Consider the following 15000-nt stretch of genomic DNA (forward strand, 5'->3'; position numbering starts at 1 on the left):
TATGTCGGTCAAGGTTCGCGGCTCAGGTCGTGCTGGGCTGGGTGTACACCGGCCCGGGACGCGTCAGGACGCCCCGAGCCGGCGTACGGCTTGGCGGGGGCCTACGGCCTGAGCAGCACCTTGCCCACCTTCGGATCACCGGAGCCGACCAGCTCGATGGCATCGGCGAACGCGGTCAGCGGCAGCTCGTGCGTGATGAGCGGCAGCGGATCGAGCAGCCCGGCCCCGAACACCCGGACCGTGTAGGCCCAGGCGTCCGGTGGAGCCCCGAAGACGGTGTGCACCTCCAGTTGCCGTACGACGAGGTCTGTCGGGTCCAGCCCGGCCGCACCGGGCGCCGGGATGCCCGTCAGCACCAGCCGGCCGCCGCGCCTGAGCAGCGAGGCGGCGGTCAGTGCGGCGGTCGTGGACCCTGCGGTCTCGATGACGACGTCGATGTCGTCCGGGAGTTCTTGGTCACAGGTGCGGAAGTCGGTGGCGCCGAACTGCCGGGAGAGCGCCTCCCGGTCGCCGCGCGTGCCGACGACCAGCAGTTCGGCGGGCGAGCCCGCCTTCAGGAACTGCACGGCGAACATGCCGAGCGTCCCGGTGCCGACGACGGCCACCCTCTCGCCCGGCAGGGCGTGCGCCTTGATCGCGGCGGCCGCGACGCAGGCCGCCGGTTCCAGCAGGGCCGCCGCGGTGAGGTCGGCGCCGTCGGGGAGGGCGTGCAGCAGCCGGGCCGGCAGGGTGAGGGTGGCGGCCATCGCCCCCGGCTGTGTGAAACCGGTCTCCTCGTACCCTTCCGTGCACAGCGTCGTCGCGCCCGTGTGGCAGCGGTCGCAGACCTGACAGTTGCGAAAGCCCTCACCCACCACCTTGCGGTCGACGAGCGACAGGGGAACGCCGGCGCCGACCGCCTCGACCGTCCCGGACCACTCGTGGCCGGGGGTCACCGGGTAGCGCACGTACCCCTCGGGCCGGTTGCCGTGGTACACCTCGCGGTCGCTGCCGCAGATGCCGGTCGCGTGGACGCGGACCAGCGCTTCGCCGGGGTCCGGCTGCCGCGGTTCGTGCGGGACGATGCGGTGCTCGCCCGGCGCCTCGACCACGACGGCTGTGCTCACTGCTCGGCGGCCTTCGGCTTGCGCTGTTCCCATCCCTCGGCCCAGAGGTCGAAGCGAGCCTGCTGCTGCGGGAATTCGGCGGCCGCGTCCACGTCCAGCTCGACGCCGAGCCCGGGCTTGTCGGAGAGGTGGAAGTAGCCGTCGACCACTTCGGGCGCGCCCTTGACGACCTTCTTGATCTCCGCGTCGGCGAAGTCGTTGAAGTGCTCGAGGATCTTGAAGTTCGGGGTGGCGAACCCGACCTGCAGGGAGGCGGCCGTGAGGACCGGTCCGCCGACGTTGTGCGGGGCGACGAGCACGTAGTGCGCCTCGGCGGTGGCGGCGAGCTTGCGGGTCTCCCAGATGCCGCCGATGTGACCGACGTCCGGCTGGATGATGTCGACGGCCTGGCTCTCGAACAGCTCGCGGAACTCGATGCGGTCGTGGATGCGCTCACCGGTGGCGACCGGGATGTCGACCTTGGCGGCGATCTTCTCCAGGGCCTTCAGGTTCTCCGGCGGGCAGGGCTCCTCCAGCCACGCGGGCTTGAAGGGCGCGAGCTCCTTGGCCAGCCGTACGGCGGTGGCGGGGGAGAAGCGGCCGTGCATCTCCAGCATCAGCTCGGCGTCCGGCCCGATGGCGTCGCGCACGGCCTCGATCAGGGAGACGGCGTACAGGCTCTGCTGGTGGTCCAGCTCGAAGTGCCCGGTGCCGAAGGGGTCGATCTTGAGTGCCTGGTAGCCGCGCTCCATGACGCTCCTGGCGGCCTTGTGGTAGGCCTCCGGGGTCCGCTCGGTGGTGTACCAGCCGTTGGCGTAGGCCTTGACCTTGTCGGTGACCTTCCCGCCGAGCAGCTGCCAGACCGGCACGCCGAGCGCCTTGCCCTTGATGTCCCAGCAGGCCATCTCGACGACCGCGATGCCCGACATCACGATCTCGCCGGCCCGTCCGTAGTCGCCGTACTTCATGCGGCGCGCGAGGTCCTCGACAGCGAACGGATCGGAGCCGAGGATGTGATTGGCCTCGGCCTCCTTCAGGTAGCCGATCAGCGCGTCGGTGTGACCCAGCATGCGGGTCTCCCCGACGCCCGTCAGGCCCTCGTCGGTGTGCACCAGGACGTAGGTCAGGTTGCGCCACGGCGTCCCGACCACATGCGTGCTGATTCCGGTGATGCGCACGGAAGTAAACCCTTCGGAGCCGTTCGAGATTTCGTCACGCGTTCGAAATGCTGACCAGACAGTAAAGACCGCGTGAGCGGGGTGTCAATGGGGCGAACAGGTATCACTTTCGACAGTTTCGGTGACGCTTTCGGACATTGGGTCGAGACGTTGTGGGGTAGGTCACTCTAGTTGACGCGCCGTATGGCCGGTTTCCCACACAACTTTCACAGGCGCAACCGGGAACGCGCTCTTCCGGGAACTTAGTCTCTCCGCGTCATGGACTACTGCCACCCGTGCCGACGGCACCTCAACGGCGCCCTCGCCTGCCCGGGGTGCGGCGCACCTGCCCGACAGCTACGCGCGTATCCGCAGGACGCGGACGGGCCGGAGCGATACGAGCCGGAGCGGTACGAGCCGGAACCGGCGGCCTACGAGCCGGAACCCCACGGTGACGCGTCGGCGCACGAGACGCCCGGTGCCACGTGGGACGACCGCGCCGCTCGTGACGATCGCGAACCTCCCGGCGAGCGCGACGATCCCGGCGTCGGGGGCGTCGGGGGCGTCGGGGGCGTCGGGGACGACGGGGCGCAGGGGCGGGCCGCGCGCCGCCGGGAGCAGGGCCGGGGCGGCCGACGGGGGCCGGGCGGCGCGCCCGGCGCACCGGACGTGAGCCGTCGCGACCGCAAGGCCTCCGCCCACCGCCGGCGCCGCAGGCGCGTGGTGCTGATCGGCGTCGGCTTCGTGCTGGCGGCGGGCGGCCTGAGCCTGGCCGAGCTGGGCGTGGACGCGCCGGGTTTCTCCTCGCCGGCCAACCCTGCGGCGGCCGGCGGGGAGTCGGCCGAGGTCGACGGGTCGGAGGCGGAGCCGAGTGCGTCCGGGCGGCCCCTGGACGACCGGGCCGGCACGGGCGAGGCCTCGCCCTCCCCGGACGCCTCCGTCTCGGCCTCCGCCTCCGGGTCTGCGTCGGCCTCGCCGTCCCCGACGGCCGGGACCGCCACGCCGGGCCCGGACAGGGAAGCCCAGTCGGGTGCCCGCCCCGGCTCCTCCGGGTCGAAGGCCCCGTCGGACGACGACTCGGGCGCCACCCCGGCCTCCGGCGCGTCGACGCCGGCCTCGTCCCCGAAGCCCTCGCCCTCGCAGACCTGCACCCGGTTCCTGTGGTGGTGCTCCTGAGGCTCCGCGGAGCCTTCCGGCGGCCCGTCGATGGTTGATTCTGCGCGCAGTTGTGCGGTTCGCCGGCCTGTTTGGACATCCCGTCCAGGGTGACGTGCAGGGCGTCCCCCGGGTGGCGAAGACCGTCCGGCGGGGCCCCGTCGAGGTCCGCGGCGACCGCAGGGGCCGCCGTCGGGCCTCCGCCCGGCCCGGGTGCCCGGATTCGCCAAAAGGGCTCGTGACCTGGCCATATGCGCCAACGGGACACTTCGCGTTATGGAACCGTGACGACCATTGCCCGCAACCCTCTTGACCGCCATGAATTGTTAGCGCTCACAATGACCTCCGCGTTCACCAGTCAACGCCCAACGGGGCAGGGGAGGTCGAGCGTCGTGCGCACAGCGTCCCGACTCGTCGTTTCCGTCGCTTCCGTTGGGTCCTCCGGGACCCCGGAGTGACATCCGCGGCGCGGAACACTCCGCCCGCATCGCAGGTCGTATCCACGAACGAGAGCCAAGGAGGGGCGCACGTGGCACACACCAGGCTTCGGCCGCCCACCATGGCCGACGTGGCACGCCAGGCCGGCGTGTCCCACCAGACCGTGTCCCGTGTGCTGGGGGATCACCCCAACGTGCGGGAGGAGACACGGGCCAGAGTGCTCCGCGCGATCGAGGAGATGGGCTATCGCCGCAACTTCTCCGCACGGGCCCTGGCGACCCGGCGCACCCGGACGCTCGGCGTGGTCGCTTCCGACACCACCCTCTACGGGCCGGCCAGCACGCTGTTCGCGCTCGAGGAGGCGGCACGCTCCGAGGGGTATCTCGTCTCGACGGTCAGCCTGCGCAAACTGACCATGGAGACGCTCTCCGAGGCCCTGGACCACCTCAGCGAGGGCGGGGTCGAAGGCGTGGTCGTCATCGCCCCGCAGCGGTCCGCGGTGGACGCGCTGGCCGAACTGCGTCACCCGTTCCCCGTGGTGATCGTGGGCAGCGGTTCGGGGGTGGACATCCCGAGCGTCAGCGTGGACCAGCATCTGGGGGCGCGGCTGGCGACGGGGCATCTGCTGGCCGCCGGCCACCGCAGCGTCTGGCATCTCGCCGGGCCCGAGGACTGGCAGGAGGCGGCCGACCGGGCCGCCGGCTGGCGGGCGACCCTCGAGGAGGCGGGCGTGGAGCCGCCCATGACGCTGTGCGGCGACTGGAGTCCGCTGTCGGGCTACCGTGCGGGCCAGGAACTGGCCGGCTGGGTGGGCCGGGGGCTGACCGCGGTCTTCGCCGCCAACGACCAGATGGCGCTGGGGGTGTTGCGGGCCCTGCGGGAAGCGGGGGTCCGCACACCGCAGGACGTGGCGGTGGTCGGCTTCGACGACATCCCGGAGTCGGAGTACTTCGCACCTCCCCTGACCACCGTCCGGCAGGACTTCGCGACGGTGGGCAGGCGCGGCATCGCACTGCTCCTGGAGCTGATCGAGGGCCGGCCGCCCGCCACGCCCCGGATCGCGATCGAACCCCAACTCGTCGTCCGCGCGAGTACGTTCCCTCAAACCGCTCAACCGGAGGGCGTACCCCGCTGACCTACCGTCGGCCGATATACGCAGCCGTGTGGCCGAAATTCCGAACAATGATCGACAGGCTGGACGCTCTGCAGCCGGTCCCCTCAAGTACCAGCAGGTCCGTCCCCGGGCCGGCTCTTCAAAGGAGAAGAACATGCTCAGCAGAAGGAACTTCCTCACCGTCGCGGTCGGCGTGGCGGCGGCGGGCGGCCTCACCGCCTGTGCCAAGAAGGACGACAGCTCCTCCGACTCCTCCTCCGGCGGCAGCAAGACGATCACGCTGGGCTTCTCCCAGGTCGGCTCGGAGAGCGGCTGGCGCAGCGCCAACACGGACTCCGTGAAGTCGGCCGCCAAGGAGGCCGGCTACAAGCTGCAGTTCTCCGACGCGCAGCAGAAGCAGGAGAACCAGATCTCCGCGATCCGCAGCTACATCACCCAGAAGGTCGACGTCATCGCCTTCTCGCCGGTGGTCGTCACCGGCTGGGACGCGATCCTCAAGGAGGCCAAGGCCGCGAAGATCCCGGTGGTCCTCACCGACCGCTCCGTGGAGACCTCGGACGACTCCCTGTACGTCACGCTCGTCGGCTCCGACTTCACCGACGAGGGCCGCCGCGCCGCCAAGATCCTCGAGAAGGTCATCGCCAAGGCCGGCCTCAAGGCCCCGGTGAAGATCGCCCAGCTTGAGGGCACCACCGGCGCCGCCCCGGCCATCGAGCGCGCCAAGGGCTTCAAGGAGGTCATGGACGCCGAGCACAAGGACGACTGGAAGGTCGTCGTCAGCCAGACCGGTGACTTCACCCGCGCCGGCGGCAAGCAGGTCATGGCGGCCTTCCTGCAGTCCAACCCGGACATCAACGTCCTGTTCGCGCACAACGACGACATGGCCATCGGCGCCATCCAGTCCATCGAGGCGGCCGGCAAGAAGCCCGGCAAGGACATCCTGATCGTCTCGATCGACGGCGTGAAGGACGGCTTCGTGGCCATGTCCGAGGGCAAGATCAACGCCATCGTCGAGTGCAACCCGCTGCTCGGCCCCCAGCTGATGGACGTCGTGAAGAAGGTCAAGAACGGCGAGAAGGTCGAGCGCTGGATCAAGACCAAGGAGGGCGACTTCATGCAGGACCAGGCCAAGGCCGCGCTCCCGAGCCGCAAGTACTGACCGACGCACCCACCGGCAGGGAGCCTCCGGCCGACCGAGCGCCATCGGTCCCGGGGCTCCCTGCGGGCCTGAACCAATCAAGAGGAGCGCTGCCATGGCAGAGCCGCGGCCCGTCCTGGAAATGGCGGGCATAGTCAAGGAGTTCCCGGGGGTACGGGCTCTGTCGGGCGTCGACTTCCGGCTCTTCCCCGGCGAGATCCACGCCCTGATGGGCGAGAACGGGGCGGGCAAGTCCACCCTCATCAAGGTACTGACCGGGGTGTACTCCCTGGACGGCGGCACGATCACGCTGGACGGCGCGTCCGTGCGTATCGCGAGCCCGTTGCAGGCCCAGCAGGCCGGCATCAGCACGGTCTACCAGGAGGTCAACCTCTGCCCCAACCTTTCGGTGGCGGAGAACATCTTCATCGGCCGTGAGCCCACCCGTATGGGCCGCATCCAGTGGAAGCGGCTGCGCCGCGAGGCCGCGGAGCTGGTGGACCGGCTCGGACTCGACATCGACGTCTCCGCCCCGCTGTCGTCGTACCCGCTGGCCGTGCAGCAACTGGTCGCGATCGTCAGGTCGTTGAACACCGGCGGCGGCGACGGACCGGGCACCAAGGTGCTCATCCTCGACGAGCCGACCTCCAGCCTCGACCGCGACGAGGTCCTGCAACTGTTCGCGCTGATGCGGCGGTTGAAGGACGAGGGCGTGGCGATCCTGTTCGTGTCGCACTTCCTCGACCAGATCTACGAGATCTGCGACCGGATGACCGTGCTGCGCAACGGCACCCTGGTCGGCGAGCACATGGTGAGCGACCTCGACCAGGTCGGCCTCGTCCAGCTCATGCTCGGCAAGGCGATGGGCCAGCTCGACGAGCTCCAGGAGCAGCAGCAGCGCGCCGAGGCGGGCGAGGGCCTGCTGCACGCGGAGGGCCTCGGCAAGACCGGCCGGATCGCGCCGTTCGACCTGGAGATCAAGAAGGGCGAGGTGATCGGGCTCGCCGGTCTGCTCGGTTCGGGACGCACCGAACTCGCCCGGCTGCTCTTCGGCGCCGACCAGCCGGACACCGGCACGGTGTCGATCGACGGCAGGCAGGTCTCGATGAGCGCACCGAACGACGCGATCGGCGCGGGCGTCGCCTTCTGCTCCGAGAACCGCAAGAGCGAGGGCCTGGTGCCCGATCTCACGGTGCGGGAGAACATCATCCTGGCCCTGCAGGCCTCCCGTGGCTGGACGCGGCCCATCCCGGCCGCCCAGCGCGACGAACTGGTCGCCAAGTACATCAAGGCCCTGGACATCCGCCCCGCCAACCCCGAGGCCAGGGTGGGCCAGCTCAGCGGCGGCAACCAGCAGAAGGTGCTGCTCGCCCGCTGGCTGATCACCCAGCCGAAGCTGCTGATCCTGGACGAGCCGACGCGCGGCATCGACATCGGCGCGAAGGCGGAGATCCAGAAGCTCGTCGTCTCCCTCTCCGAGGACGGGATGTCCGTGCTGTACATCGCGGCCGAGCTGGAGGAGGTACTCCGGCTCAGCCACACCATCGGAGTGCTGCGCGACCGCCGGCTGGTGGCGCAGATCGCCAACGGGCCCGAGATCACCACGAGCCGGATCCTGGAGACCATCGCGAGCGGAGAGCACCAGTGACCACGTCTTCGACCACCTCTTCCCGGTGGCGGGCGCTGACCCGGCACCATCTGTTCTGGCCGGTGGCGGTGCTCGTGCTCCTGCTGCTCGTCAACGTCCCCTTCACGCCGGACTTCTTCTCGATCAAGATGGCGGACGGCCACCTCTACGGCAGCCTCGTGTCGATCGTGCTGTTCGGGTCGCCGCTCATCCTGGTGGCGGTCGGCATGACTCTGGTCATCGCCACCGGCGGCATCGACCTCTCCGTCGGCGCCGTGGTCGCCATCACGGGAGCACTGGCCTGCTCGTACATCAGCGACCAGAAGGACCAGGGCGCGCTGTCCGGAGTGCTGCTCGCCATGGGCCTCGGCCTGCTGGCCGCGGTCGTCTGCGGTCTGTGGAACGGCTTCCTCGTCGCCCGGATGGGCATCCAGCCGATCATCGCCACCCTGATCATCATGGTCGCCGGCCGCGGTGTCGCCCAGCTGATCACCGACGGCCAGATCATCACCATCAACAGCGAGCCGTACAAGCTGATCGGCGGCGGCTACTGGCTGACGCTGCCGTTCTCCATCTTCGTGGTGGCCGCGGTCGTGGCCGTCACCGGGGCGCTGACCCGCCGCACGGCGCTCGGCCTGCTGGTGGAGGCCGTCGGCGGCAACGCCGAGGCGAGCCGCCTGGTCGGCATCAGGTCCCGTCGCATCAAGATCCTGGTCTACGTGTTCTGCGCGCTCTGCGCGGGCATCGCCGGCCTGATGATCAGCTCCAACACCTCGGCCGCCGACGGCAACAACGCCGGCCTGTGGATCGAACTCGACGCGATCCTCGCCGTGGTGATCGGCGGCACCTCGCTGCTGGGCGGCCGGTTCTCCATCGGCGGCACGGTGGTCGGCGCCCTCGTCATCCAGACGCTGACCACCACGATCTACACCATCGGCGTGCCGACCCAGACCAACCTGGTCTTCAAGGCCGCCGTCGTCATCGTCGTCTGCCTGCTGCAGTCCCCGAAGTTCCGCGACAAGGTCTTCGGCGCGAAGTTCGCCGCCCGGTTCGGCGCGAAGAGCGGCGCCAAGCCGGCCGCGACCCCGGCGGACCCCGCCGCGGCGACCGAGGCCGCTCCCAAGATGGAGGTGTCGTGATGAGCGCGACCACCCAGAGCCCCACGGCCTCCGAGAGCCGTACCCCGTCCAAGGCCGCGCGTCTGCTCGGCGACCGGCGGCTGCCCGTCGGCGTGACGGCCCTGCTGTTCCTCGTGATGTACGGGGTGGGCCTCGGCCGCTACCAGTTCTACGGGTTCGCCGAACCGCAGGTCTTCCTGAACCTGTTCATCGACAACGGCTATCTGCTGGTCGCCGCGGTAGGCGTCACCTTCGTCATCCTGTCCGGCGGCATCGACCTCTCCGTGGGCTCGATGATCGGCTTCACGACGATGTTCACGGCCTGGCTGGTGGAGCGCCAGGGGCTGCCGATCGTCGTCGTGATCCCCATGGCGCTGGCGGTGGGGGCCTTCGGCGGCTTCCTGATGGGCTATGTGATCCACAACTTCGAGATCCAGCCCTTCATCGTGACCCTCGCCGGCCTCTTCCTCTTCCGCGGTCTGTGCCTGGTCATCAGCAAGGAGTCGATCTCGATCGGCGACGCCTCGGTGAGCAGCATGGCCCAGGCGCAGGTGTCGCTGGGGATGGGCTTCGTGTCGATCGGCGCGATCGTCTCGCTGGTGGTCCTCGGCGTGGCGTTCTACGTCCTGCACTACACGCGCTTCGGGCGCCGGGTGTACGCGATCGGCGGCAACGAGCAGTCGGCCATGCTGATGGGCCTCCCGCAGGGCGGCACGAAGATCGCCGTGTACACGGTGAGCGGGTTCTGCTCGGCGCTCGCCGGTCTCCTGTTCACCCTCTACATCCAGTCCGGCGACCCGCTGCACGCCACCGGCATGGAGCTCGACGCGATCGCCGCGGTCGTCATCGGCGGCACGCTGCTGACCGGCGGCTCCGGCTATGTGCTGGGAACCCTGTTCGGCGTGCTGGTGCTCGGCCTCATCAAGAGCATCATCCAGTTCGAGGGCACGCTGAGCTCCTGGTGGACGAAGATCGCCACCGGTGTGCTGCTGTGCGCCTTCATCCTGGTCCAGCGCTTCATGACGACCCGGAAGAAGACCTGAGTCGAAGAGCGGTCCCGAAGCGGCCCTGAGCGGTCCCGAAGCGGTCCCGAGCGGTCCCGAGCGTGCCGTGCCGGCCGCGCGGGGCCGCTTGGCCGTCACCCGTCCGGCGACAGGAGAGCGCGGACGTCCGTCTTGAAGGTGACCCACACCGTCTTGCCGACGGCGTGCTCGGTGACGCCCAGGTCGTCCGACAGTTCCCGGGCCAGGTACAGGCCCCGGCCCGAGCACGCGTCCTCGGTCGGCGGGGCCGCGGGCGCGGGCCGGTCGCCGGTGTCGCGCACCGCGAGCCGCAGCAGATGTCCGTCGAGGGTCAGCGTCACGCAGTACTGCCGGCCCGGGGGCGCGCCGTGCAGCAGGGCGTTCGTGGCGAGCTCCGACGCGCACAGCTTGACGTCGTCGAGCCGTTCGAGGCAGCCCCAGTCCGTGAGGGCCTGCTGGACGAACGCGCGTGCGGCCCCTACGGAGGCGCGCGTGCGGGGGAAACGACGTTGCCGTGACTGGTGCCGGGACAGGGGCACGGGGGGCACCTCCATGGTTCAGGGGCGTCCTGCGGCGAGACCTTACTGTTGTTCGCGAAAGGTAACAAGGTCGCCAGGGGTGGCTGAGGGTGGCTGAGGGTGGCGGTTGGCGGATGAGGCAAGTCGCCTACCGTGTAGGGCGGCAGGGTCGCAGGAACGGTCGGCCGTACAGGAGGACGTCGTGGGTGGGAGCGGTTGGGTCAGCACGTCGTTGCCGTATCTGACGCCATGGGACCCCGGGCGGGGCGACGCCTGGGCGGCCGAGGCGGCGGCGCAGGGCCGGCGCGGCGGTCAGCGCATCGTGCACGCCGGTGAGACGCCCGCCCCCGCCGAGGTCGCGGCGCTGCTCGGCGTCCCGGAGGGCGATCCGGTCGTGGTGCGCCGGCGGCTGATCCTCCTCGACGACGAGCCCAGCGAGCTCACCGACACGTACTACCCGGTCGCCATAGCCGGCGGCACCCGTCTCGCCGGCCTGGCCAAGATCCCCGGCGGTGCGCTCACGCTGCTCGCCGAGCTCGGACACGTCGGCGTCCTCGTCCGGGAGGACGTGACGGCCGGGATGCCCGACGAGGAGGAGCGCCGAGCCCTTCGGACCGCCGTCGAGGAACCGGTCCTGCGGCTGGTCCGGCTCACGCTCGACCGCGACGACCGGCCGATCCAGGTCGACCGTATGGTGATGCCTGCCCTCCGGCAGAGGCTGCGCTACCAGATCAGGATCGGATGACCGTGCCCAAGGCAGAACCGGAAGCCGTCGACCGCCGCTCCCTCCATGAGCGCATCGCGGCCGATCTGCGTGACGACATCATGAGCGGAGAGCTCGCTCCCGGCGCCAACCTGCCCACCACCGCCCAGCTGAAGGAACGGTTCGGGGCGTCCAGCGCCACGGTCCAGAAGGCTCTGCGACTCCTCAAGGAAGAGCTGCTGGTCGTCGGTCGGGCGGGCGCCGCCGTCACCGTCCGAGCGCACCGCCGGCGCACGGTCAGGCCCGCCGACCTCGCGCGGCCCGCCGAGCCCGGGACGCCCTACCGCTGGCTCACCGAGGCCGCCAAGCACGGCACGCACGCCCGCACCGAGCTCCTCGAGGTCGCGGAGCGCCGCCCGCCCGCCGACGTCCGCGCCGCCCTGGACCTGCCGACGGACGGCGCCGCCCTGCTGCGGAGCCAGATCCTCCTGGTCGACGACGAGCCGGCCGAGCTGGTCGAGTCCTACTACCCGCTGGACATCGCCCGCGGCACGCCCCTGGCCGAGCGCCGCCGGATCAGGGGCGGCGCCCCCGCCCTGCTGACCGAGCTCGGCCATCCGCCCCGGCTGAGCACGGACCGCGTCTGTGCCCGCGTCCCCACCCAGCACCAGTACCAGGCACTCCGGCTCACCGGCGGCATGCCGGTGCTGCGCACCCTGCGCGTCGTCCGCGGCGACGACGGCCGTCCCGTCGAGGTGACCGTCATGGTGAAGGCGGGCCATCTCTACGAGCTGCAGTACGAGTTCACCTCGCAGGAGCGGCAGGAGCGGCAGGAGCGGCAGGAGCGGCAGGAACCGGAGGAACCGCAGGAGCGGCAGGAGCCGGACGGGTCCTAGGGGTTGCCGCCCTCCGTCGCCAGCATCCGCTGCAGCAGCCCGCGCAGCGCCACCCGCTCCTGCTCCGCCAGTCCCGCCAGCGGCTCCCGCGCGAACCGCAGCGACTCGCGCAGCCCCTTGGCGACGTCGCGGCCCTCGTCCGTCGCCGCCGCCAGTTTCACCCGGCGGTCGGCCGGGTCGGGGCGGCGTTCGACCAGGCCCCGGGATTCCAGGCGGTCGACGATGCCGGTCACGTTGGACGGCTCGCACTTCAGCTTCTGCGCCAGCTTGCGCATCGGCAGCGGCTCCCGCGAGAGCAGGCTCAGCAGCCGGGCCTGCGCCCCGGTGAGGGAGTGGTCGGCGGCGGCGTCCTCGTAGTCCTCGTAGAAGCGCGCCACGACCTCGCCGATCAGTTCGACGACCTCCGAGGTCAGAGCGTCGGGCAGGGAGGTCGGACCAGCTGGGCGAGGGGTCGGATGTGAGGCGGCCATGGATCCAGGGTACCCGTTTACTTGACATCCTGAAATATTCAGGAGCATGGTTGTTTCAGGTAGTGAAGCATTTTCGCAGCACAGCATTCTCCCGCACAGGAAAGGCAGCCCCCTCATGACTGACTCGGCCCTCCCCTCCACCGGCCGCGAATGGCGTCTGCTCAGCCGTCCCGTCGGCTGGCCGAAGCCCGAGGACTTCGAGCTGGCCGAGACGGAGATCCGCCGACCCGGTCCGGGTGAGGTGCTGGTGCGCAACGCGTATGTCTCGGTGGACCCCTACATGCGCGGCCGCATGAGCAGCGCCAAGTCCTACGTCGCCCCCTTCGAGCTGGGCAAGGCCATGCAGGGCGGGGCGGTCGGCGAGGTCGTCGCCTCCGAGGCCGAGGGCATCGCGCCCGGCGACCACGTCCTGCACTTCGGCGGATGGCGCGAGTACGCGGTCTTCGCCGCAGAGCAGGCCGTCAAGGTCGACCCCGACGCCGCGCCCCTGTCCACCTACCTCGGCGTCCTCGGCATGACCGGCCTCACCGCCTACGCCGGACTGCTGCGCACCGCCTCCTTCAAGGAGGGCGACTCCGTCTTCGTGTCGGGCGCGGCCGGCGCCGTCGGCAGCCAGGTCGGCCAGATCGCCCGGCTCAAGGGCGCCTCCCGGGTCATCGGCTCGGCCGGCTCCGACGACAAGGTCAAGCTCCTGGTCGAGGAGTACGGGTTCGACGCCGCCTTCAACTACAAGAACGGCCCCGTGGCGGAGCAGCTGCGAGCCGCCGCCCCCGACGGGATCGACGTCTACTTCGACAACGTCGGCGGCGACCACCTCGAGGCGGCCATCGGCTCCCTCAACGAGAAGGGCCGCATCGCGATCTGCGGCATGATCTCCGTGTACAACAACACCGAGCCGGCCCCCGGCCCGAAGAACCTCGCCCGCCTCATCCAGACCCGCGGCCGCATCGAGGGACTCCTCGTCGGAGACCACTACGACCTGCAGCCGCAGTTCGTCCAGGAGGTCGGCGCCTGGGTCCGCTCCGGTGAGCTGAAGTACCGCGAGACGGTCGTCGAGGGCATCGAGAACAACCTCGAGGCGTTCCTCGGCGTCCTGCGCGGCGACAACACCGGAAAGATGATCGTCAAGCTCTGACCCCGACCGCCCGGACCCCCGGCCCGCGCTGCGCCGTCGGCCGGGAGCGCTCGCCGCGCACACCGCCCGTCCTGCCGCCCCCACCGGCCGCCCGCCGTCAGGGCCGTGCCAGGGCCGCGGCGTGCGCCGCCTTCGCCAGCCGGTCGTTCTCCGGCGCGGCGCCGCCCGGGAAGGCGAACCGGCGGCGCGTGTAGCCGTAGGCGAGCCCGCTGCGCGGGTCCGCGAAGGCCTGGCAGCCGCCCGCCCCGCTGTGCCCGAACGCGCCGACGCCGAGGAACGGGTACCAGTTGTCCGCGGTCGCCTGGAAGCCCAGCCCGTACGCCTTGTGCGAGCGCGCCACCACGTCGTAGCCCACCGAGTGCAGCTGTCCGAACTCCGCCGCGGTGTCCTCCTTCAGCAGCGGCGCCTTCCCGTCGGTCTCGCTGATCGCCGCCGCGTACATGCCGGCCAGTCCGCGCGCCGACGCCACCCCGCCCACGGAAGCCGGCCCCCGGGACCGGATCAGCGGGTCGTTGGGCAGCAGTTCGAGGTCGGTCGGCTGGGCGCCGTGCCGGTTGAAGGCGACGGCGGCCAGGGTGTGGGGCCCGCCGGGCAGGTCGTCCAGCAGTGCCCGCTGCTCGGCGGTCGGCGCCATCGGCTGTGCGGTGCGGAACCGCGGTTCGTGCGCCGCCGGCAGCCCCAGGAAGAAGTCCAGCCCGTACGGGACGCGCACCCGCTCCGCGTACACATCCTGGAGGGTGCGGCCGGTGGCCCGCCGGACGACCTCGCCGGTGAGCGCCCCGATGACCAGCGCGTGGTAGCCGAAGGCGGTGCCCGGCCGCCAGAACGGCCGCTGGTCGGCCAGGCGTTCGGCGAGCTGCCGGTCGTCGGCCAGTTCCTGCGGCGAGAACCCGCCGTCCGTGCCGACCACCCCCGCCCGGTGCGCGAGCAGCTCCCGCAGGGTCAGCGCCCCCTTGCCCTCGGCGGCGAACTCCGGCCAGTAGTAGGTGACTTTGCGGTCCAGTTCCAGGGTGCCCTCCTGGACCAGCAGCGCGACCACCAGATGGGCGGCGCCCTTGGTGGACGAGTAGACCCCGTAGAGGGAGTCGGGTCCGGCGCCGTCCGCGGACGCCCACAGGTCGACGACCCGCCGGCCGTGCACATACGCGCACAACTGGCCTTCGTAGTCAGGCTGTTCGTTCGCCACGAACGCGGCGAACTCCTCCCGCACCGCTTCGAATCCTTCGGCGACGCTGCCGTGGATCTCCTTCGTCGTCCGAGTCAATCGAGTCATCCGTTCTCCTCAACCAGCCCGCTGCTTGCGTGTGTCCTGGTGATCGACGCCTGTGCGACCTGCGGGAACTGCCCTTCGGACGATCCCGGACATGGGGTTCCGGGATCGTTGCTTCCGGAGATCGGTACGGCGGGGTGTGCCTGTTCGACTC

At 70.7% G+C, this 15000-nt stretch carries 14 protein-coding genes; 9 read left to right on the plus strand and 5 right to left on the minus strand.

Annotated elements, in window-relative coordinates; translation table 11 throughout:
* Positions 1–101 precede the first annotated feature (101 nt).
* Together ACN6LD_RS00840 and ACN6LD_RS00845 are read right to left on the minus strand one after the other, a co-directional pair.
* Positions 102–1106 (minus strand): zinc-dependent alcohol dehydrogenase, encoded by a 1005-nt coding sequence (locus ACN6LD_RS00840; protein ID WP_319196328.1) that lies wholly within the window; start codon positions 1104–1106, stop codon positions 102–104.
* Positions 1103–2263, minus strand: coding sequence for a mandelate racemase/muconate lactonizing enzyme family protein (locus ACN6LD_RS00845; protein ID WP_319196329.1), 1161 nt, complete (start codon positions 2261–2263; stop codon positions 1103–1105). The genes ACN6LD_RS00840 and ACN6LD_RS00845 overlap by 4 nt, the downstream gene beginning before the upstream one ends.
* 258 nt (positions 2264–2521) lie before the next feature.
* Here ACN6LD_RS00845 and ACN6LD_RS00850 point away from each other — a divergent pair, with 258 nt between their 5' ends.
* The 6 genes from ACN6LD_RS00850 to yjfF all read left to right on the plus strand — a co-directional run bounded on the left by ACN6LD_RS00850 (position 2522) and on the right by yjfF (position 9875).
* The gene (locus tag ACN6LD_RS00850) at positions 2522–3418 is read left to right on the plus strand and encodes an SCO2400 family protein (RefSeq protein WP_445042194.1); all 897 of its coding nucleotides are present in this window, start codon (positions 2522–2524) and stop codon (positions 3416–3418) included.
* 508 nt (positions 3419–3926) lie between these two features.
* Complete coding sequence (locus ACN6LD_RS00855; protein WP_319187557.1) at positions 3927–4970, plus strand: LacI family DNA-binding transcriptional regulator; 1044 nt, start codon at positions 3927–3929, stop codon at positions 4968–4970.
* Positions 4971–5103: 133 nt separating this feature from the next.
* Positions 5104–6108: an ABC transporter substrate-binding protein gene (locus ACN6LD_RS00860; RefSeq protein WP_319187558.1), complete on the plus strand. Its 1005-nt coding sequence runs from the start codon at positions 5104–5106 to the stop codon at positions 6106–6108.
* Positions 6109–6202: 94 nt separating this feature from the next.
* Positions 6203–7735 carry a sugar ABC transporter ATP-binding protein gene (locus ACN6LD_RS00865; protein WP_319187559.1) on the plus strand — a complete coding sequence of 511 codons (1533 nt, stop codon included), beginning with the start codon at positions 6203–6205 and terminating at the stop codon, positions 7733–7735.
* Positions 7732–8853 (plus strand): ABC transporter permease, encoded by a 1122-nt coding sequence (locus tag ACN6LD_RS00870; RefSeq protein ID WP_319187560.1) that lies wholly within the window; start codon positions 7732–7734, stop codon positions 8851–8853. The genes ACN6LD_RS00865 and ACN6LD_RS00870 overlap by 4 nt, the downstream gene beginning before the upstream one ends.
* The gene (gene yjfF / locus ACN6LD_RS00875) at positions 8853–9875 is read left to right on the plus strand and encodes a galactofuranose ABC transporter, permease protein YjfF (RefSeq protein ID WP_319187562.1); all 1023 of its coding nucleotides are present in this window, start codon (positions 8853–8855) and stop codon (positions 9873–9875) included. The genes ACN6LD_RS00870 and yjfF overlap by 1 nt, the downstream gene beginning before the upstream one ends.
* A gap of 95 nt (positions 9876–9970) precedes the next feature.
* On the opposite strand, the gene ACN6LD_RS00880 is transcribed toward yjfF, so the two are convergent.
* Complete coding sequence (locus ACN6LD_RS00880; protein WP_445042195.1) at positions 9971–10408, minus strand: ATP-binding protein; 438 nt, start codon at positions 10406–10408, stop codon at positions 9971–9973.
* A 166-nt stretch (positions 10409–10574) separates the two neighbouring features.
* Between ACN6LD_RS00880 and ACN6LD_RS00885 the strand changes: the two genes are divergently transcribed.
* Entirely contained in the window at positions 10575–11117 is a 543-nt protein-coding gene (locus ACN6LD_RS00885; RefSeq protein ID WP_445042196.1) for a GntR family transcriptional regulator, read from the plus strand.
* Complete coding sequence (locus ACN6LD_RS00890) at positions 11114–11971, plus strand: GntR family transcriptional regulator (RefSeq protein ID WP_445042197.1); 858 nt, start codon at positions 11114–11116, stop codon at positions 11969–11971. Before ACN6LD_RS00885 ends, ACN6LD_RS00890 begins: the two co-directional genes overlap by 4 nt.
* Here the strand turns inward: ACN6LD_RS00890 and ACN6LD_RS00895 are convergent.
* A complete protein-coding gene (locus ACN6LD_RS00895) occupies positions 11968–12441 on the minus strand; it encodes a MarR family winged helix-turn-helix transcriptional regulator (RefSeq protein ID WP_319187570.1) in 474 nt (157 codons plus the stop codon). The genes ACN6LD_RS00890 and ACN6LD_RS00895 overlap by 4 nt on opposite strands.
* Positions 12442–12556: 115 nt before the next feature.
* Between ACN6LD_RS00895 and ACN6LD_RS00900 the strand changes: the two genes are divergently transcribed.
* Positions 12557–13576 (plus strand): NADP-dependent oxidoreductase, encoded by a 1020-nt coding sequence (locus ACN6LD_RS00900; RefSeq protein ID WP_319187572.1) that lies wholly within the window; start codon positions 12557–12559, stop codon positions 13574–13576.
* Between the two features lie 97 nt (positions 13577–13673).
* On the opposite strand, the gene ACN6LD_RS00905 is transcribed toward ACN6LD_RS00900, so the two are convergent.
* On the minus strand, positions 13674–14849 hold the full coding sequence (locus ACN6LD_RS00905; protein WP_445042198.1) for a serine hydrolase domain-containing protein: 1176 nt from the start codon (positions 14847–14849) through the stop codon (positions 13674–13676).
* Positions 14850–15000: the final 151 nt, after the last annotated feature.

The organism is Streptomyces sp. SAS_272 (genome assembly GCF_052543235.1).

Coding starts and splice junctions, on each gene's coding strand:
- ACN6LD_RS00850 (WP_445042194.1), top strand. CDS start 2,522: ATGGACTACTGCCACCCGTGCCGACGGCACCTCAACGGCGCCCTCGCC.
- ACN6LD_RS00860 (WP_319187558.1), top strand. CDS start 5,104: ATGCTCAGCAGAAGGAACTTCCTCACCGTCGCGGTCGGCGTGGCGGCG.
- ACN6LD_RS00865 (WP_319187559.1), top strand. CDS start 6,203: ATGGCAGAGCCGCGGCCCGTCCTGGAAATGGCGGGCATAGTCAAGGAG.
- yjfF (WP_319187562.1), top strand. CDS start 8,853: ATGAGCGCGACCACCCAGAGCCCCACGGCCTCCGAGAGCCGTACCCCG.
- ACN6LD_RS00880 (WP_445042195.1), bottom strand. CDS start 10,408: ATGGAGGTGCCCCCCGTGCCCCTGTCCCGGCACCAGTCACGGCAACGT.
- ACN6LD_RS00890 (WP_445042197.1), top strand. CDS start 11,114: ATGACCGTGCCCAAGGCAGAACCGGAAGCCGTCGACCGCCGCTCCCTC.
- ACN6LD_RS00895 (WP_319187570.1), bottom strand. CDS start 12,441: ATGGCCGCCTCACATCCGACCCCTCGCCCAGCTGGTCCGACCTCCCTG.
- ACN6LD_RS00900 (WP_319187572.1), top strand. CDS start 12,557: ATGACTGACTCGGCCCTCCCCTCCACCGGCCGCGAATGGCGTCTGCTC.
- ACN6LD_RS00905 (WP_445042198.1), bottom strand. CDS start 14,849: ATGACTCGATTGACTCGGACGACGAAGGAGATCCACGGCAGCGTCGCC.